Source organism: Halomonas saccharevitans (assembly GCF_032333995.1).
Classification (GTDB): domain Bacteria; phylum Pseudomonadota; class Gammaproteobacteria; order Pseudomonadales; family Halomonadaceae; genus Halomonas; species Halomonas saccharevitans.
Map to the genome: position 1 here is coordinate 1 of NZ_JAVXUR010000004.1, position 17,250 is coordinate 17,250.

Sequence of the window (17,250 nt, forward strand, 5' to 3'; positions counted from 1 at the left end):
AGTGAAACCGATCAGCGCCGATGGTAGTGTGGGGACTCCCCATGCGAGAGTAGGTCATCGTCAGGCACCTATTCCGAGAAAACCCCGAGCTCATAAGAGCTCGGGGTTTTTTCATGTGGGCTCAGAAATTGTTGATCGTGTCGGCGCGTCCGGTCAACTGGTTTGGGGTGCCGGGAACGGGGCAGGGGCGGGGTAGCCAGATCATGCGTGAGCGACTAGGGTGTATGCCGGTACACGTGCAATGGATTCCGATATCTCAGGAGGAGATGATCATGAAAAAGAGAAACATGCTGCGCAAGCTTAGCCTGGCCCTGCTGATTGCCATGCTGGGGGCCGGCCTGGCCGCCTGTGAGGAGGAAGGACCTGCCGAGCAGGCGGGGGAGAACATCGATGAGTCGATGGAAGAGATGGGCGATGGCGTCGAAGAGATGGGCGATAATCTGGAGCAGGCCGCGGAAGACGCGCAGAACTGATTTCAGCATCGTGACACGAAAAAGGCCGGGCAATGCCCGGCCTTTTTGCGTTTCGGTTCGGTTCGAGGTGCGGCGAGCGATCAGCTCGGGTTCTGCTCGATGCCCTGGAGGTACCAGGGCGCGTCGTCACGTAGCTGGCGAATCAGGTGCCAGGTCTCGTTGAACTCGGTCTCCTCGCCGTTCTCGGCGATGATGCCGTGGAAGATCACCGTGGCCTCTGCCTGCTGGCCGACCTCGCGAATATCCCCCAGCTCGGCGAACAGGCGCACGATCTCGGTGCGGTTGTTGGCCGGCTGGCGATCCCGCTCCTCGCGCAGCAGATTGTAGAGCTCCGGCGTCACGTACTCCTGAATGCCGGCGAAGTCGTTGTTGTCCCAGGCGCGCTGCAGGGTCATGAAGTGCTCCTTGGCACCGCCCAGGAAGCGCTCGCGGTCGAACCACTCGGGCTCCGAGGCGAGTCCACCGCCCATCGGCGCGCTCGCGGCCTGGAAAGCCTGGGGGCGGGCTGGGGCCTCCTGGGGACCGGAGCCGCCTGCCGTGGCGGTCCGGCGACGGCTGGCAAACAGCCGGAAGAGCAGGAAGGCCACGCCGGCGACCAGCAGGATATCCATCAGGCGAAGCTCATCGAAGGCGCCGCCGAAGAACAGCGCGGCGAGCAGACCACCGGCCAGCATGCCACCGAGCATCCCGCCCAGGCGAGATTTCGGGCGGGTCTGGGTGGTGCGGTTGCCGGCGGCGTCTCGGCTGGTGGTGGCGGCGGGCTGCTGCACGCTGCGCGACTGGCTGCCGAAGCTTTTGCCGCCGCCCATGCGGCGGGCATCGGCATGGTCGACGGCGAGGCCGAAGCCCAGCACGCCGACCATGAGCATGACGAAAAGGTGACGCATCAGGGGGAATCTCCATCGGGGAAGGGGTGGGGTGATACGGGAAAAAGTCGGAAGTCTCCATTCTAGCGACTATGCTGGTCGGCCACGACAACTAACCGCGCCACCACAAGGCATCAAGGAGTCCGTTCATGCGCCTGTCACGAGAGAAGAGCCTGCTGCTGATCGTCGACCTGCAGGCCGGCCTGCTGCCGGTCATCGAACACGGCGAGCAGGCGGTCACCGAGGCGGCCTGGCTAGGGGCGCTGGCCGGCTCCCTGGAGGTGCCGGTCTGGCTCACCGAGCAGTATCCGCAGGGGCTGGGGGGCAGCGAGCCTCGCCTGCTGGAGGCGCTGGTTGATCATCGCCTCTGGCAGAAGCTGCATTTCGGCGCCCATGACGAGCCGGCCTTCGCCGAGGCCCTGGCGCAGAGCGGCAAGCGTCAGGTGATACTGTGTGGCGCCGAGGCGCATATCTGCGTGATGCAGACCGGGCTTGGCCTGCTCGAGGCTGGCTATGAGGTCTATTGGCTGGTCGAGGCGACCGCCAGTCGTCGCGCCGGGGAGGCGCGGCTGGCGAGAGAGCGGATGACCCAGGCCGGCGCGGTGGCGGTGAGTGCCGACATGGTGGCCTACGAGTGGCTGCAGCGCTGCGACGACGAGCGGTTCAAGCAGGCCCATCGCCGCTTTCTCAAGGGGCGTTCGGCGCGCCCCCTGACGTTTACGTGAGCGTTTTGCTGAGTGGGCTCAGGCGGCCCCTTCGGCACGGGTGAAGACCAGGGTGTCGCCTTCGGAGAGCGCCGCGTTGAAGGCGTAGCCGGCCACGTCGAAGTCCTTCAGGCCCTCAGGGTCGTCCAGGCGCTGGTGGATCATCCAGGCGGCCATCAGGCCGCGGGCCTTCTTGGCGTAGAAGCTGATGATCTTCAGCTTGCCGTTCTTCTCGTCCTTGAAGACCGGGGTGATCACCCGGGCGGCGAGCCGGCGCGCGTCGATGGCCTTGAAGTACTCGTTGGAGGCCAGGTTGACTAGCACCGGGCTGCCGCTGTCGGCCACGGCGCGATCGAGCTCGGCGGTCAGGGTCGCCTTCCAGAAGGCATAGAGGTCCTTGCCGGCCGGGTTCTCGAGGCGGGTCCCCATCTCCAGGCGGTAGGGCTGGATCAGGTCCAGGGGGCGCAGCAGGCCGTAGAGACCGGAGAGGATGCGCAGGTGATCCTGGGCGAAGGCGTTGTCGCCGTCATCGAAGCGGTCGGCCTCGAGGCCCACGTAGACGTCGCCCTGGAAGGCCTGGGCGGCGGGCTTGGCGTTGTCCGGGGTGAAGGGCGTGTGCCACTCGGCGAAGCGAGCGGCATTGAGCCCGGCGAGCTTGTCACTGATGCCCATCAGCTCGCTGAGCCGTTGGGGCGAGTAGTCCCGCAGTATCTCGATCAGTTCTTGGCTCTGCTCGAGATGATCCGGCTGAGTGTGCCGGCTCGTGGTGGCGGGGGTCTCGAAGTCCAGCGTCTTGGCGGGCGATATCACGCTCAGCATGGGGGCGCTCCTATGGTAAATGGGTGGCCTGACGGCGATGGCAGCCAGTATATCAAGTCGCCTGCATGCCATGGGCTATCGGGCAGATAGCCCCTCCTCGACGCGCCTTGCAGTCGGCGGCCGCAGGGCCCCGGCGGCGTGACAAACTGCCGGGGTTGAGTCGCCGACGGGGCGAGCGTATGCTTGCCCTCCCAAAGCCCCGGCGGAGCCCGGAAGGCCATCGTTTATTGCCAGGAGGGATGCCGGATACAGGGCGTGACCGGCTTCCCTCCGCTTCACTGGACGCAGGGTAGTTGCCATGCCAGAGGCATCCTCACTGTTCACCCGGCTCGAATACCGGCTTGCACAGCAGCTGTTCCATATTCGCTGGCTGCCCCGGTCGCCGCGAACGCAGCGCCTGACCATGCACCTCTTCCAGCGCTGTGCCGATGCCGGGCATCCGGCGGCGCTGGCCCAGTACGGTCACATGCTCTTCCATCGTGGCGTCAGTCCTCAGGACAAGGCTCGTGGGGCGCGTTACGTGCTCGAGGCCGCCCAGGCCGGAGATGCCAAGGCGCAGTATCAGGCGGGCCAGATCCACGAGCACGGCTGTGCCCAGTATCCGCGGCGCGATGACCACGCCGTGACCTGGTACGCGCGTGCGGGCGAGGCGGGCCATCCCCTGGCGGCGACCCGCCTCGCCCGGGCCTATCGCCATGGCGAGCTGGCCCTGCCGGTGGATGCCGAGAAGGCCGGGCACTGGCAGGCTCTGGCCGATCGCCTGGCCGGCTTCGACGATTCGCAGGCTGCCGTCATGCCGGGCGCCGCAGTGGACAAGGCCGGAGGCGAGACGCGACACTAAGCCTTTGCCGCGACGGCACCGGTACTTCGACCAAGGACTCTCCCGCCCGTGACGCTACCCACACTGCTGGATATCGAGGCGTCCGGCTTCGGGCGCGGCAGTTACCCCATCGAGATCGGCCTCGCCCGCGCCGATGGCAGCACCTGTGCCTTCCTCGTCCAGCCGCTGGATGAGTGGACGCACTGGGATCCTAAGGCCGAGCTGCTGCACGGCATCAGCCGCGGCCGGCTGCAGCGCGAGGGGTATCCGGTGCGCCAGGTGGCGCGCTGGCTCAACGACGAGCTCGGAGAAATCGGCATCGCCTACAGCGACAGCTGGGGCTACGACAACACCTGGCTGTCGCTGCTCTTCCATCATGCCGGCATGCTGCCGGCCTTCCGCCTGGAAGCCCTGCGCATCCTGCTGAGCGAATCCCAGCAGGCGCAGTGGAGCCGCACCAAGGAAGCCCTCATCCTCGAACAAGGCATCCATCGGCATCGCGCCGGGGAAGACGCCCGCCTGCTGCAGCTTACCTACCAGCGCACCCTCGAGCTCGATGCCGACGCCTGAACCTTCAGGCGTCACGGTCCAGCCGGTCCTCCAGGACATCCAGCAGCTCAACGGGGTCGGTGGCATCGATCAGCTCGGCTCGGGTCCGGCCGTTCAGGAACCCCTGTTCCACCGTGCTGTCGAGGAAGGTCAGCAGCGGGGCATAGAAACCGGCGGTGTCGAGCACGCCGATGGGCTTGTCGTGCAGGCCGAGATACTGCCAAGTCCAGGCCTCGAAGAACTCCTCAAGGGTGCCGATGCCGCCGGGCAGGGCGATGAAGGCATCGGCACGGGCGGCCATGCTGGCCTTGCGCTCGTGCATGTTGCGCACCCGCACCAGCTCATTGAGGCCGTGGTGGGCCTGCTCGCGCTCGACCAGGTGGTCGGGCATCACCCCGATCACTTCGCCGCCGGCGGCCATCACGGCATCGGCGAGGCGGCCCATCAGGCCGACACGGGCGCCGCCGTAGACCAGGCCGTGGCCGCGGCGAGCCAGCGCCTCGCCGAGCCGCTCGGCGGCCTCGAGGTGTTGCGGGTCGCGGCCCTCCCGGGACCCCAGGTAGACGCAGAATCTCGACATGCTCTCCTCCTTGGCAGGGCCATTATCCTAGCCCGTCCTGCCGCGGCACCGGAAGGGCCGGTCCGCAAACGCGAAGGGCGCCTCAAGGGCGCCCTTCGTGGTCGTGGTGGGCGGCTCAGCGAGCGCCTGAGGCGTCGCGCTTGATGGCCTGGCGCAGCAGCTTGATGCCCACGCCGCTGATGACGATCATGCTGGCGATCAGCGCGAGACTGGCAATCACATGGGTGTCCAGGTACATCCGGGAATTCTCCTTATGTTATCGGAATCGTGTCGTCGGGGACGGTGTCGCGGGGGTGATGCGATCGGCTCGGAGCCGGCGTCACGGCAGGCAGTCGGCGACGCCATAGTGTTCGTCGAGCCACTGGCCGATGACGTTCTCGCCGCACAGGTGGTGCGCATACTGTGTGTGCAGGCAGCGGACCTGGTCGCGGTTGGCGATCCCGCCGATGCCGCGCGCGGTGAGCACGCCATCATACCCGAGGCGGAAGACCTCCGCCTTCTGCGCCTCGCTCATGTAGTTCCAGCGCGCCGCCACGTAGGCATCGTGGCTGCGGTGGTAGGCGGTCAGGAAGTCGGGGTCTTCCTGCAGGCGGGTCTCAAGCTGCTTGATCACACCGGCGGCCTCGATGTGCGAAATCTCGATCTTGAGACGCTCCGAACAGAGCCAGTAGAGCGTCGGGAAGGGCTTGCCATCGACGATGGGCGCCATGCGCAGCACCAGCGGGGTGCCCTCCCCGTCGGTGGCGGCCAGGGCCTCGATGCCTCGGGGCGCGCGGCCGAGCTGCTCGGCGATGATGGCCAGCTGGCGCTCATCAGGGGCCTGATCGGTTCGGATCACCATCGTCGTTGTCCCGTACAAACTTGTTCGAGTGCCCCACGGCCAGGAAGAAGGCGCGGTTGAGCTGCTCGGGGGTGGGCACGTAGCGCCATTCCCGCTCGCAGTACTCGCCGGCCCTTGCCATCAGCACGTCGTAGAGGCGGTTGAACGGCGCATCATAATCGTAAGGGTCGGCGCCGAACAAGCGGATGTGCGGATAGTCGGCGAAGCGGTCGATGAAGTATCGCTTCAGGTCGGCCTCGACGGCGCGGTGGCGAGGAGTATCGTCCGGGTCCAGCCAGAGGGTGTAGCGGATGGCCATGGGGGCTCCCGTGGTTGGAGGGCTGTGGTGATGTGACAGCGGCGGGGCGGGTTTGGCTCGGGCGCGGCCCGGCCGGGGGCGTGCTCACCCAGTCTTCGGGCGGGTGCGGCTCATTGCCGGGCCAGCAGGGCCTCGCGGGCGCCGGTGAGCCGCATCAGATCGCCCGGGGCGAGGCGGATCTCGAGCCCCCGCCGGCCGCCGCTGACGTGGATCGCCTCGAGGGCCCGGGCGCTCTCATCGAGGAAGGTCGGCAGGCGCTTGCGCTGGCCCAGCGGGCTGATGCCGCCCACCACGTAGCCGGTGGCCCGCTCGGCCTCGGCGGGATCGGCGAGGCTCGCCTTGCGCGCCCCGGCGGCTCGGGCCAGGGCCTTGAGGTCGAGCTGGCAGGGCACCGGCACGATGGCCACCGCCAGGCGGCCGTCGTCGAGGCGGGCGAGCAGGGTCTTGAACACCTCGTCGGGCGGCAGGCCCAGCGCCCGGGCGGCCTCCTCGCCATAGGCGGGGGTGCGGGGGTCGTGCTCGTAGCTTTCGAGCTGGAAGGCCACGCCGGCCTTCTCCAGCATCTTCACGGCCGGGGTCATGCGTCTGCCGGCTCCTCCTGGCGATGGGCCTCCAGGGCCTCGCGCAACTCTCCCTCGATGGGCACGGCCTGCTTGGTCGCGTGATCGAAATGCACCATCACGGTGTGGCCGAGGTTGGTCAGCTGGCCATCCTGGCGCGCCTCCTGGCTCACCGTGAAGGAGCTGTTGCCGAGCCGCGAGACATAGGTGCGGATCTCGATCTCGCGGCCGTACTGCAGCTCGGCCCGGTAGTCGACCTCCATGCGCGCCATGATCAGCCGCCACTTGCGCGGGTCCAGGTCCGGCGTGAAGAGCCGGAAGAGGTCGTTGCGGGCCCACTCGAACCAGGCCGGCAGCCGGGTGTTGTTAACGTGACCCAGGGCATCGGTGTCATAGAAGGCGGGTTCCACGGTGCGGACGAACATCGGCGGTTTCCTCTTGGGCGTCTCCGGAGGGACAGCTTTGCCCCGAGCAAGCGCTCGGTCAAGTGCTGGTGCTGGGCGATTGGGGCCGGCGCGCGGCGAACCAGGCCTGCAGGCGGGTCCAGGCCACCAGCCAGGCGGTGGCGACGACGAAGCCGGCCACGGTGCCGACCAGCAGCCCGAAACGCTCGTAGGTCAGCGAGACGCACAGCGCGTAGCAGAGCAGCGAGCCGAGCCCGGCCGGGTAGTGCTTGATCACCGTGGCCACCGGCGCCGCGCCGTGGGTCAGGTGCAGGATCACCAGGAAGGGATACATGGTCACCGGGAAGGCGGCCATGACCCCGGCCCAGGCGGCCGGCATCACATGAGCGAGGCCGGTGATCAGGAAGATGATGCCGGCGGCCAGGGCGGCCCGCAGGCCGAGTGCCGCCCAGCTGAAGCCGCCCCGGGGGCCGGCCGCGGTATCGGGGACCCGCCGATAGAGCCGGATGAACAGCACGATCGCCGCCAGGGTGGTGAGGGTGCCGGTCAGCCGCGTGAACTCCACCTGGGTCAGCAGCAGACTCACTCCCAGCCAGGCCACGAAGCCGCCCGCGCTGCCTGCCAGTACCCCGGGCAGGCCATCGCGCCGGGCACATAGCAGGTAGCCGCCCCCCAGCGCCAGGGTGGCGCTGAAGCCGGCCAGGGTGTGCACGGCGCTCTGGGTGGCGAAGGCCGGCGAGATCTCCAGGCCGATGAAGAACAGGGCGATGGCGGTGCCCAGGGGGTAGCCGGAGAGCAGGCCGGCCACGCGGGTGCTGACGCGCTCGGCGATCATCGAGAGGCCGAGCACCACGCCGATGGAGACCGCGAGCTTGGCCAGCTGCCAGGAGAGGGGAACGTCCATATCGTATCTGGGTCCTTATCATCAGGGTAAGACGAGTCGTCGAGGAGACGTGCCATGGCCGGTCATGAACTCTCGCCCCCGCCGCGGCCCGAGGCCTGCGAGCTCTGCGAGCGGGCGGCACCGCTGACCAAGCACCATTTGATTCCGCGGGCCCTGCACGGCAAGGCCCGCTACCGGCGCCGCTTCGACCGTGCCGAGCGTCTCACCGCCATCCTCTGGGTCTGCCATGCCTGCCACCGGCACATCCACGCGGTGCTCGGCGAGCGCGAGCTGGCCGAGCATTATCGCAGACGCGAGGCCCTGTTGGCCCATCCGCAGATCCAGACCTTCGTGGCATGGCTCTCCACCAAGCCGGCGGGGTTTCGGCCCAAGAAGCGAACCGTCCGCCGCGGCTAGCGGGGCAGGGCGGGCTTTACGCAGGCATCAGATCAGGCTCAGACCAGACGCAGGCCCTTGAGGTCGGTCCAGGCGGCCCTGAGCGCGGCGGCCAGCGGTTCGCGCAGGTGCTCGGGCAGCGCCTGTTCGGCGGCCTCGACGCTCTCGACATCGCGGTTGCGCAGCCAGCAGTAGGCCCAGGCGCAGGCCTCGTCGTCGCTGGCCGGCACGGGGCGGGCGGGCATCTGCACCAGCAGGAAGGTGGCGGTGCGCGCCGCCCACAGCGGCGGCTCCTCGCCGTCGGCGCGGCTCCAGTCGTTGAGCGTCTCGCCGCTGGGGGTCTCCTCCGGCAGGCCGATGCGGGTTACCCGGGCGCTCTCGGCGAGCAGCAGCGCCAGGCGATCGGCATCGCCCTGGCCGAGTGTCAGCCACTGGGCGACCAGGTCGGGCAGGCCGCGGCGCACCTTGGCATAGAAGCCGTCTTGCGGCATGGTCTTGGTCATCTTGTTGGCCTTCTGGGAGCGGGAACTGCACATGGAATTCGATTTTGCCACGCCCGTCGAGCGTCGCCACCCTCCCGAGGGCGACTGGCCCTCGCAGAAGTGGCATCGCTACGGCGAGGACGTGCTGCCGCTGTGGGTCGCCGACATGGACTTCGCCTCGCCGCCGGCGGTCATCGAGGCGCTGCAGGCGCGGGTCGCCCACGGTGTCTTCGGTTACGGCCAGGTGCCCGAGAGCCTCAAGCAGGCGGTCTGCGACTGGAGCGCCGAGCACTACGCCTGGAGCATCGAGCCGGACTGGCAGCTGTGGCTGCCGGGCGTGGTGCCCGCCCTGCACCTGGCGAGCCTGGCGCTCACCGCGCCGGGGGACGGGGTGCTGACGGTCACGCCCATCTATCCGCCCTTCCTGCGCGTCGCCGAACATACCGGCCGCATGCCCCAGCAGGCGGCGCTGAGGGCGCCGGGTGCCCCCGGGGAGCCCTGGCGGCTCGATCTCGAGGCGCTGGAGGCGGCGATCACCCCCGAGACCCGGCTGCTGCTGTGGTGCCAGCCCCATAACCCCACCGGTCGCGTCTGGACGCGGGAGGAGCTGGCGGGGCTCGCCGCGTTGGTCGAGCGCCACGACCTGCTGGTGGTCTCCGACGAGCTGCACTGCGACCTGCTGCTCGAAGAGGGGGCGCGCCACACGCCGCTGGCCGCCGCCTTTCCGGCGCTTGCCTCGCGCATCCTGACCCTCTGGGCGCCCTCCAAGACCTTCAACCTGGCGGGGCTCACCGCGGCCTGCGCGGTGATTCCCGACGCCGGCCTGCGTCGGCGATTCGCCGCGGCGGCCAAGGGCCTGCAGCCGGACGGTAACGTGCTCGGGCTGGTGGCCGCCGAGGCGGCCTATCGCCATGGCGAGCCTTGGCGCCAGGCGCTGCTCGAGACGCTGCGCGAGCAGCGTCGGCGGCTGGTCGAGCGGGTGGCGCACTGGCCGGGGGTGAGTATGAGCGCGCCCGAGTCGACCTACCTGGCCTGGCTGGACCTGCGTGAGGCGCCCGCCCTGCAGGGCACCGAGGCATCCCCCCAGCGCTGGTTGCTGGAGCACGTGGGCGTCGCGCTCTCCGACGGTGCCGACTTCGGCTGGCCGGGCTTCGTGCGGCTCAACTTCGGTACCACGGCGGCTCAGCTGGAGGCGGCCCTGAGTCGGCTCGACGGCGTGCTGAAGGGCTGAATCGCCGCGCTCCGGCGTCGGCAAGGCTCAGACGACGACGGCCGCCCCATGTGGCGGCCGTTGTCGCGAGCGTGCTCGGGCGATCGGTGGTTCAGTAGAGTTGGGCGAAGAGCTTGCGGCGGTAGGTGACCGTCAGCGGATGATCGGCGCCCAGGGCGTCGAAGGCCTGCAGCAGGGTGCGACGAGCGGCATCCTCACCGTATTCCCGGTCGCGCTTCATCAGGGCGAGCAGGGCCTCCAGGCCGTCCTCGTACTGGCCATCGGCCAGCTGACGCAGGGCGCGCTTGAACTGTGCCTCGCTGTCGTCGCGCTCGCCCAGGGCGGCCAGCTCTTCGGCGGAGGGCGCCTGCTCGCCGAAGGCGATGCTGGCGCGCACGCCGCGCGCGGGGGCGGCATCGCGCTCCTCCGGCGGCAGGTTGTCGAGCAGCTCGCGGGCCTGCTCGGCCTCGCCGTCGGCCACCAGGGCGCGGGCCAGCTCCACCTGGTAGGGCGTGTGCTGGGGATACTGCTGGATGAGCTCCTGATAGATGCTGCGGGCGGTGGCGGCATCGCCGGCGGCCAGGGCCTCGGCGGCCTGGTCCTCGGGCGTCTGCGGGGCCTCCTCCGGGGCCGGAAAGTAGCGGCCCAGCCACTCGCGGATCTGCTTCTCCGGCAGGGCGCCCTGGAAGTGGTCGACCAGGCCGCCCTGGCTGATCAGCTTGACGTCGGGCGCGCTCTGCACGCCCAGCTGGGCGGCGATCTCCGGCTCCTGATCGATATCCAGGCGACCCAGCAGGAAGGTGCCCTGATATTCCCGGGCCAGCTTTTCCAGCACCTGGCTCAGCTGTTGGCTCGCCGCCTCGTTGCGGCTGCCGCAGTCGAGCAGGACCGGGACCTGCATGGAGGTCTCGAGCAGCTGTTGGATGTTGCTGCGGTCGACGTCGAGGATGACATCGGCCTGCTGGCCGTCGGCGGGCCCGGCGTTGCTATCTCCGGCGGGGGTGTCGGTGGTGAGCGGCTCACCGGTGCGGGGGTCGACGATGGGCATGGTGACTAGCCTTGATCCGGGATGAGTTTGCTCAGTAGATGCGGGTCGCCGGCGGCGACTTCAAGGGCTGATCGAAGGATGGGGTCACGTCAGAGAGGGTGTGCGAGCACAGTGGCGGACACAACGAAAAAAGGCGTATCGTCCTAGGACGATACGCCTTTCTCGAAATTGGTAGCGGGGACCGGATTTGAACCGATGACCTTCGGGTTATGAGCCCGACGAGCTACCAGACTGCTCCACCCCGCATCAACGTGGAGCGTATTTTACACGGAGTTCTCCTTTAGTCAAGGATCGATTTCCAACGCTCGTCCCAGGGCCGGTCCCTGGTCCATACTCGACTGGCGTCACAAAAATGACTGTCCAACAACTCATAATGGTCATGCTGGTGGTGGCCCGCCGGGTCACCCCATGACGATGTCATTCATATCAGGGAGATAGCCAATGACAAATCAAGCACCCGTCGCCTGGGTCACCGGTGGTACTGGCGGCATCGGCAGCGCCATCTGTCGTACGCTGGCCTCACAGGGCTACCTGGTGGTCGCGGGATACCACAATCCGGAGAAGGCGAAGGCCTGGCTGGAGACTCAGAAGGCCGAGGGCTACGACAACATCGCCCTGTCCGGCATCGATCTCACCGACTACGATTCCTGCGTGGCCGGGGTGAAGGAAATCCGCGAGGCTCACGGTCCCGTCAGCGTCCTGGTCAACTGCGCCGGGATCACCCGCGACGGCACCATGAAGAAGATGTCCCCGGACCAGTGGAACGAGGTGATCGATACCAACCTCAACAGCGTTTTCAACACCTGCCGCAGCGTGATCGAGGACATGCTGGAGCAGGGCCATGGCCGCATCATCAACATCTCCTCCATCAATGGTCGTAAGGGTCAGTTCGGCCAGGTGAATTACGCGGCGGCCAAGGCAGGGATGCACGGTCTGACCATGTCACTGGCCCAGGAGACCGCCACCAAGGGGATTACCGTCAACACGGTGTCGCCCGGCTATATCGCCACCGACATGATCATGAACATTCCCGAGAAGGTGCGCGAAGCCATCCGCGAGACCATTCCGGTCAAGCGCTACGGTACCCCGGAGGAGATCGGTCGTCTGGTCGCCTTCCTGGCTGACAAGGAACAGGGCTTCATCACTGGCGCCAACATCGACATCAACGGCGGGCAGTTCATGGGCTGACCGCTCACCGCTGCAGCAGACTCGCCGTCGGTGATCCCGGCGGTGAAGAGAAGAACGCGAGGCCTCCGCCTCGCGTTCTTGTGTTTTGACAGGGGGTGTCTCGACGGAGAGTCGTCTCAGGGCGGCGGCCGCTCGGCGAGGATCTCGAGCATTCGGTCGAGCTCGCCGACCTCGCGTTCCCAGGGCTGCTCGGGCATCGGGCCGTTGGCGAGCAGCTCGCCGAGCAGCTGATGGAGCTCGTCGGCGCGGGAGATCGTCTGGCCCATGTTCTCGTTGAGCCGCTCCACCTGAATCGCCAGGCGCAGTGGATCGTCGCGGTGCTGGACGCGGCCGCCGGCCAGCAGGGAGAGATGGGCGCGCAGGCGGGCGAGCCTCTCCTGGGCCTCGGCCGGGGTGCCGGCCTCTCGGGCGGCATTGCGCGCCTCGTGGGCGCGACGCAGTGCCGACGGCAGATCGAGGTCGCGGGGCAGAGAGATCTCCTCGGCGGGACCGCCGGCCAGGCGCCGGGCATCGGCTTGCAGGTGCGCCGTGAGCAGCGGGCGGATGGCCTGCCAGCGGTTGGCCTCCTCGGCCAGGGCCAGGCGGTCCAGGCGCTCACGGCGGGCCCGCACGATGCCGCTCCAGCGGCGACGCATGCCCTCGGTGCGCCGACCGGAGGGCAGTGGCTCCAGCGCCGTGGCCTCGCGGACGGCCTCGTCCAGCTTGTGGGCCTCTTGGCTCTGCGTGGGATGCCAGGCGTCCAGTCGGTCGATCAGTGCCTGCATGGCCTCGAGCCGGGCGCGGTTGCGCTGGGCCTGATCATCGCGGGCGGCCTCGCGGCTGGCGAAGATGTCGTCGCACAGCGCGCGGAACTCTCGCCACAGGGCCTGCTCCTCGCCCTTGGGTGCCCGGCCCAGCGCTCGCCAGCGTCGCTGCAGGGCCTTGGCCTGGTCGGCCCGTTGGCCGGGCGGCAGGTCGCGTGCCAGCAGCTCGCGCGTCTCGTCGATCAGTGCCCGCTTGGCTTCGGCGATCTCCCGCGCCCGCCGATCGATCAGCGCCTGGAGCTCGTGGAGAATGCGCCCGAAGCGTCGGCCGATCGGTTCGGCCTGGTCGCGGGGCACCGGGGCGAGGCGACGCCACTGCTCCCGCGCGCGGTCGCGGATCTCGCGCAGCCCATCAGGGTCGGCTTCATGGGCAGGCTGCTCGAGCAGCGTCTCAAGCTGCTCGCACAGCGCCAGACGAGCCTCCAGGTGGCGCTGCCGCTCGGCCTGCTGGCGCTCTCGCCAGGGGGCCAGGCGTTCCTTGATGCGATCGGAGGCGGCGCGGAAGCGGGCAGAGAGTTCGCGATTGGCGGCGGCGTCACCCAGCGCCTTCCACTCCTTGACCATCTGGCGATGGCGACGGTCGAGTTCGGCCTCGTTCATTTCGGTCTGCTCGGCCAGCGCCTCGATGGCCTGGCACAGCTGATCGCGCTTGGGTCCGGCCACGAAGCCGCGCCAGTCGCGAAGCTCGGCCAACCGCGCCGCCAGGCGCTTGAGACGAGCCTGGTCGGCGGGTGGGAGGGGCCTGGGCAGCTGCTCGGCCTGTTGGCGCAGGCGCTGGTGGAGACGGCTGGCGCCCTTGAAGGCGCCGCGCTCCAGCAGGCCCTCCAGCTGGTCCAGCTCCTCGTTGAAGTGGGCGAGCCGGGCGTCAGGCTCGCCACCGTCGTCCTGGGCCTCTCGAGCCAGGTGCTCTCGGGCGCGCGCCAGCAACGGCGTCGGCGCCAGTCGCGCCGGCCAGCCACAGGCCTCGATCAGGGCGCCCAGTCGATCATCGTCGCCTTCCGCCAGCGCCTGCTCGATGGCGTCGGCGCGTTCGTCCAGGCGCACCCGGGCCTGGACGATCCGTTCGTAGTCGGCGAGTGCCGTATCATAGCGGCGGCGCAGCGCCTCGTCGGCCAGGTGATGGTCAGAGAGGGCCTGCCAGCGGCTGGCCATCAGGCGCTTCTGGGCGCGCAGGCTGGCGATGTCCTGATCGGTGAGCCGCTCACCCTGATGCAGGCCCTCGAGGCTCTCCTCCAGCGCCTCGACGAGGGATTCTCGGGTCTGGTCGGCATCCTCGCGCCGGCGGTGGTCGGCATGGCGGGCATGCTCCTGGGCCTCGTGGTCGCCGATGATCTTGCGACAGCGCTGGCAGGCATCCTGGTAGCGGCGCTCCTGGTGGGCATCCGCCAGGTCACGCAGCTTCGCCCATTCGCGCATCAGGTGGCGCAGGCGGCCGGCATAGAGCGGCTCCCAGGGGCCATGGGCATGGCGCTCGAGTTTCTCCAGCAGCGCCTCGCGCTCGGCATGGGCCGCCGTCAGGGAGGCGGCGTCGGCGCGTCGTCGATTGAGGCGCTCGCGAGCCTGGCGGGCCACCTGGCGATCACGCCGGGCATCATGGGCCAGCCGGGCGAGGCCCGCCTCGCTCTCGACCCGCGCGGCGGCGGCATGGCGCACCGCGGCGATGCCGTTGTCGCAGGCCTGGCGGACCAGATCTTCCTCCGCGTCGAGGCGGGCCAGCGCCGCCAGGCGCAGCTGCTGGTTGTCGCCCTGCAGTGCCAGTTCGTTGAGCAGCGCTCGATCCTCGAGCCGCTCGACCAGTGCGATACGCGCCTGAAGGTCGTGATGGCCGCGGCGACCGGTGAGCAGGGCGACCAGATGCCGCCTGAGTTCGGGGGAGGCATCCGGCCGCTCGCTTAGTGTCAGCAGGCGTTCGGGATCGTCGATCGCCTCCAGGGCGGCCAGGCGCACGCCGGCATCGGGGTCCAGGGTCAGTTGCTCGAGGGTGCGGCGCTGGTCGTCTCTGGAGGGGTCGAGGCGCGATACTGCCTGACGGCGCACCTCGGGGGCCGGGTGCTTCCAGCGCGGGGCGAACAGGCGGCGAAGGAGTCCTGACATGGGGCATCCTGACGAGGAGAGCGCGCCCGGAGGGGGCGCGAGATGATCATTATTATCGGAAAAAACGGCGCGAAACTTGAGTCTCTCGTATCTAAGCACGTGACGTGGCGGCAGAAAAGGCTCGACGCCGGCGAGGTGTGGCCGCTAGGAGACACTGACAATGCGCGCCTATGTCCTTATGATCGGTTGCAGGGTTGCAGTCACTCGCTTAGCTTTGAGCTGTACCCCGATCATCACCCTACGCGGAGTTCGGCAATGAGTCTCAATGTGGACAGGGACAGTATGGCCTTCACCTTCAAGGGGGGAATGCTGCCGATGACGGTCATGGAACTGACCAGTGCCGACCCCGAGCGCATTCGCGAGCAGCTGGCGAGCAAGCTCAGCCAGTCGCCGGCCTTCTTCCAGCACACTCCGGTCGTTCTCAATGTGGAGAAGCTCGACGAGCCGCACCTGGCGCTCGAGCGCATCTGCGCGGTGTGCCGCGCCCACAAGCTGTTGCCGGTGGCTGTGCGCGGCGGCCCGGATCCGGTCAAGCAGTCGGCCTGGGCCCTGGGGTTGGGCTGGTTCCCCCCCCAGGAAGCGTCGCGTCCGCGCGCCCTGGAGAGCGTTGCCGACGCTGCGCCTGCCGGTGATGGCAAGCCCGACGCGCCTGAGGCGGTCGCCACCGAGGCTCCTCCCGGCGCCACCGCGGGGGGGCGTATCTATCGCGGCACGGTGCGCTCCGGCCAGCAGGTGACCGCCCCCGAGGGCGATCTGGTGGTAGTCGGAGCGGTCAATGCCGGGGCCGAGGTGCTCGCTGCCGGCAACGTTCACGTCTATGGTGCCCTGCGCGGGCGGGCACTGGCCGGCATCCACGGCGACGACAAGGCCGGCATCTTCTGCCGCGAACTGCATGCCGAGCTGCTTTCAGTGGCCGGTAACTACAAGCGCCTCGAGGACATCGATCCGCGCCTGCTGGGCACCACCGTTCAGGTTCAGCTGTTCGACGGCCAGCTGAGCATCAAGTCGCTGGACTGATGTCGGCCAAGCGCGTGGCGGCAAAGTTCACGCCCGCGTTATTTTTCCTCATGACAAGACAGGATGTGACATTTGGCCAAGATCATCGTTGTGACCTCCGGCAAGGGAGGGGTCGGCAAGACGACCAGCGCAGCCGCCATCGCCACCGGGCTAGCGCTGCGTGGCAAGAAGACCGCGGTCATCGACTTCGACGTGGGTCTGCGTAACCTCGATTTGATCATGGGGTGCGAGCGCCGCGTGGTTTACGACCTGGTCAATGTGATTCAGGGCGAGGCGGGGCTCAATCAGGCGCTGATTCGCGACAAGCGGGTCGATAATCTGCATATCCTGCCGGCCTCCCAGACTCGCGACAAGGAAGCCCTGACCCAGGAGGGCGTCGAGAAAGTGCTCGATACCCTGAATCAGGACTTCGACTTCATTATCTGCGACTCCCCGGCCGGCATCGAGCGCGGCGCCCAGCTCGCCATGTACTTTGCCGACGAGGCAATCGTGGTCACCAATCCCGAGGTCTCCTCGGTGCGTGACTCCGATCGTATCATCGGCCTGCTGGCATCCAAGACACGGCGCGCCGAGCGCGGCGATGATCCCATCCGGGAGCATCTGCTGATCACTCGCTATAATCCGGGCCGGGTCGACCTGGGGGATATGCTGAACCTGGATGATATCCGCGAGATCCTGGCCATCGACCTGCTGGGCCTGATCCCCGAGTCCGAGGCGGTGCTGCGGGCCTCCAACCAGGGGGTGCCGGTTACCCACGACGACAGCAGCGATGCCGGCCAGGCCTACGCCGATACGGTGGCCCGGCTGCTCGGCGAGGAGGTGCCGCTGCGCTTCCACGAGTACCAGAAGAAGGGCCTGTTGAGCCGCATGTTTGGAGGAACCCGCCGGTGAAGTTGCTCGATTTCCTCAAGCGAGAGCGCAAGAAGTCCGCGTCGGTCGCCAAGGAGCGGCTGCAGATCATCGTGGCCCACCAGCGCACCCAGCGAGGGCAGCCTGACTACATGCCGCTGCTGGAGAAGGAGCTTTTGGAGGTGATTCGTCGCTACGTGCAGATCGATGACGACGCGGTCAACATCACCCTCGACAGCGAGGACAACTGCTCGGTGCTGGAGCTCAACGTGACCCTGCCCAAGGCTTGAGCGGGCCTCGTGCTGCTCCCGATCACATCGCGGGAGCAGGGCCGGCGGCTGAGCCGGTCGAGGCGCTGTGGTAGGC

The 17,250-nt window shown here is 68.3% G+C and carries 22 protein-coding genes and 1 tRNA gene; 10 read left to right on the plus strand and 13 right to left on the minus strand.

Going from position 1 to position 17,250, the window contains the following annotated elements; translation table 11 throughout:
- The first annotated feature begins 272 nt into the window (after positions 1-272).
- Positions 273-473 (plus strand): hypothetical protein, encoded by a 201-nt coding sequence (locus tag RSO68_RS10455; RefSeq protein ID WP_315586559.1) that lies wholly within the window; start codon positions 273-275, stop codon positions 471-473.
- 80 nt (positions 474-553) lie between these two features.
- Here RSO68_RS10455 and RSO68_RS10460 read toward each other — a convergent pair whose 3' ends face one another.
- On the minus strand, positions 554-1,360 hold the full coding sequence (locus RSO68_RS10460) for a Tim44 domain-containing protein (protein ID WP_315586560.1): 807 nt from the start codon (positions 1,358-1,360) through the stop codon (positions 554-556).
- Positions 1,361-1,488: 128 nt separating this feature from the next.
- On the opposite strand from RSO68_RS10460, the gene RSO68_RS10465 reads away from it, so the two are divergent.
- A complete protein-coding gene (locus tag RSO68_RS10465; protein WP_089849969.1) occupies positions 1,489-2,064 on the plus strand; it encodes an isochorismatase family protein in 576 nt (191 codons plus the stop codon).
- Between the two features lie 18 nt (positions 2,065-2,082).
- Here the strand turns inward: RSO68_RS10465 and yaaA are convergent, their stop codons facing one another.
- On the minus strand, positions 2,083-2,862 hold the full coding sequence (yaaA, locus tag RSO68_RS10470) for a peroxide stress protein YaaA (protein WP_315586561.1): 780 nt from the start codon (positions 2,860-2,862) through the stop codon (positions 2,083-2,085).
- A gap of 298 nt (positions 2,863-3,160) precedes the next feature.
- Between yaaA and RSO68_RS10475 the strand changes: the two genes are divergently transcribed.
- Complete coding sequence (locus RSO68_RS10475) at positions 3,161-3,703, plus strand: tetratricopeptide repeat protein (protein ID WP_089849966.1); 543 nt, start codon at positions 3,161-3,163, stop codon at positions 3,701-3,703.
- 48 nt (positions 3,704-3,751) lie between these two features.
- On the plus strand, positions 3,752-4,252 hold the full coding sequence (locus tag RSO68_RS10480; RefSeq protein WP_089849964.1) for a hypothetical protein: 501 nt from the start codon (positions 3,752-3,754) through the stop codon (positions 4,250-4,252).
- A gap of 4 nt (positions 4,253-4,256) precedes the next feature.
- Here RSO68_RS10480 and RSO68_RS10485 read toward each other — a convergent pair whose 3' ends face one another.
- The 7 genes from RSO68_RS10485 to RSO68_RS10515 form a co-directional block, all read right to left on the minus strand.
- Entirely contained in the window at positions 4,257-4,811 is a 555-nt protein-coding gene (locus tag RSO68_RS10485; RefSeq protein ID WP_315586562.1) for an LOG family protein, read from the minus strand.
- Positions 4,812-4,926: 115 nt separating this feature from the next.
- Entirely contained in the window at positions 4,927-5,049 is a 123-nt protein-coding gene (locus RSO68_RS10490) for a hypothetical protein (protein ID WP_281245186.1), read from the minus strand.
- Between the two features lie 81 nt (positions 5,050-5,130).
- Positions 5,131-5,652, minus strand: a complete 522-nt coding sequence (locus RSO68_RS10495; protein WP_315586563.1) for a DUF501 domain-containing protein — start codon at positions 5,650-5,652, stop codon at positions 5,131-5,133.
- Positions 5,624-5,950 (minus strand): hypothetical protein, encoded by a 327-nt coding sequence (locus RSO68_RS10500; RefSeq protein ID WP_089849985.1) that lies wholly within the window; start codon positions 5,948-5,950, stop codon positions 5,624-5,626. The genes RSO68_RS10495 and RSO68_RS10500 overlap by 29 nt, the downstream gene beginning before the upstream one ends.
- A 110-nt stretch (positions 5,951-6,060) precedes the next feature.
- The gene (gene ybaK, locus RSO68_RS10505) at positions 6,061-6,531 is read right to left on the minus strand and encodes a Cys-tRNA(Pro) deacylase (protein ID WP_315586564.1); all 471 of its coding nucleotides are present in this window, start codon (positions 6,529-6,531) and stop codon (positions 6,061-6,063) included.
- Complete coding sequence (locus RSO68_RS10510; protein WP_315586565.1) at positions 6,528-6,935, minus strand: acyl-CoA thioesterase; 408 nt, start codon at positions 6,933-6,935, stop codon at positions 6,528-6,530. Before RSO68_RS10510 ends, ybaK begins: the two co-directional genes overlap by 4 nt.
- Positions 6,936-6,993: 58 nt before the next feature.
- Complete coding sequence (locus RSO68_RS10515) at positions 6,994-7,818, minus strand: hypothetical protein (protein WP_315586566.1); 825 nt, start codon at positions 7,816-7,818, stop codon at positions 6,994-6,996.
- Between the two features lie 54 nt (positions 7,819-7,872).
- On the opposite strand from RSO68_RS10515, the gene RSO68_RS10520 reads away from it, so the two are divergent.
- Positions 7,873-8,214, plus strand: coding sequence for a hypothetical protein (locus tag RSO68_RS10520; protein WP_315586567.1), 342 nt, complete (start codon positions 7,873-7,875; stop codon positions 8,212-8,214).
- Positions 8,215-8,252: 38 nt separating this feature from the next.
- Here the strand turns inward: RSO68_RS10520 and RSO68_RS10525 are convergent, their stop codons facing one another.
- Positions 8,253-8,684: a hypothetical protein gene (locus RSO68_RS10525; RefSeq protein WP_089849983.1), complete on the minus strand. Its 432-nt coding sequence runs from the start codon at positions 8,682-8,684 to the stop codon at positions 8,253-8,255.
- A gap of 43 nt (positions 8,685-8,727) precedes the next feature.
- Here RSO68_RS10525 and RSO68_RS10530 point away from each other — a divergent pair, with 43 nt between their 5' ends.
- Complete coding sequence (locus RSO68_RS10530; RefSeq protein WP_315586568.1) at positions 8,728-9,906, plus strand: MalY/PatB family protein; 1,179 nt, start codon at positions 8,728-8,730, stop codon at positions 9,904-9,906.
- A gap of 91 nt (positions 9,907-9,997) precedes the next feature.
- Here the strand turns inward: RSO68_RS10530 and RSO68_RS10535 are convergent, their stop codons facing one another.
- On the minus strand, positions 9,998-10,933 hold the full coding sequence (locus RSO68_RS10535) for a co-chaperone YbbN (protein WP_315586569.1): 936 nt from the start codon (positions 10,931-10,933) through the stop codon (positions 9,998-10,000).
- A 169-nt stretch (positions 10,934-11,102) separates the two neighbouring features.
- Positions 11,103-11,179 (minus strand) — tRNA-Met (locus RSO68_RS10540).
- 195 nt (positions 11,180-11,374) lie between these two features.
- Between RSO68_RS10540 and phbB the strand changes: the two genes are divergently transcribed.
- On the plus strand, positions 11,375-12,121 hold the full coding sequence (phbB, locus tag RSO68_RS10545; protein ID WP_089849946.1) for an acetoacetyl-CoA reductase: 747 nt from the start codon (positions 11,375-11,377) through the stop codon (positions 12,119-12,121).
- A gap of 116 nt (positions 12,122-12,237) precedes the next feature.
- Here the strand turns inward: phbB and RSO68_RS10550 are convergent, their stop codons facing one another.
- Complete coding sequence (locus RSO68_RS10550) at positions 12,238-15,018, minus strand: DUF349 domain-containing protein (protein WP_315586570.1); 2,781 nt, start codon at positions 15,016-15,018, stop codon at positions 12,238-12,240.
- A gap of 255 nt (positions 15,019-15,273) precedes the next feature.
- On the opposite strand from RSO68_RS10550, the gene minC reads away from it, so the two are divergent.
- The 3 genes from minC (at position 15,274) to minE (ending at position 17,174) form a co-directional block, all read left to right on the plus strand.
- On the plus strand, positions 15,274-16,035 hold the full coding sequence (gene minC / locus RSO68_RS10555; protein WP_089849943.1) for a septum site-determining protein MinC: 762 nt from the start codon (positions 15,274-15,276) through the stop codon (positions 16,033-16,035).
- 72 nt (positions 16,036-16,107) lie between these two features.
- Positions 16,108-16,926 (plus strand): septum site-determining protein MinD, encoded by an 819-nt coding sequence (gene minD / locus RSO68_RS10560; RefSeq protein WP_089849941.1) that lies wholly within the window; start codon positions 16,108-16,110, stop codon positions 16,924-16,926.
- Positions 16,923-17,174: a cell division topological specificity factor MinE gene (minE, locus tag RSO68_RS10565; RefSeq protein WP_071944062.1), complete on the plus strand. Its 252-nt coding sequence runs from the start codon at positions 16,923-16,925 to the stop codon at positions 17,172-17,174. The genes minD and minE overlap by 4 nt, the downstream gene beginning before the upstream one ends.
- The last annotated feature ends 76 nt before the right edge of the window (positions 17,175-17,250 follow it).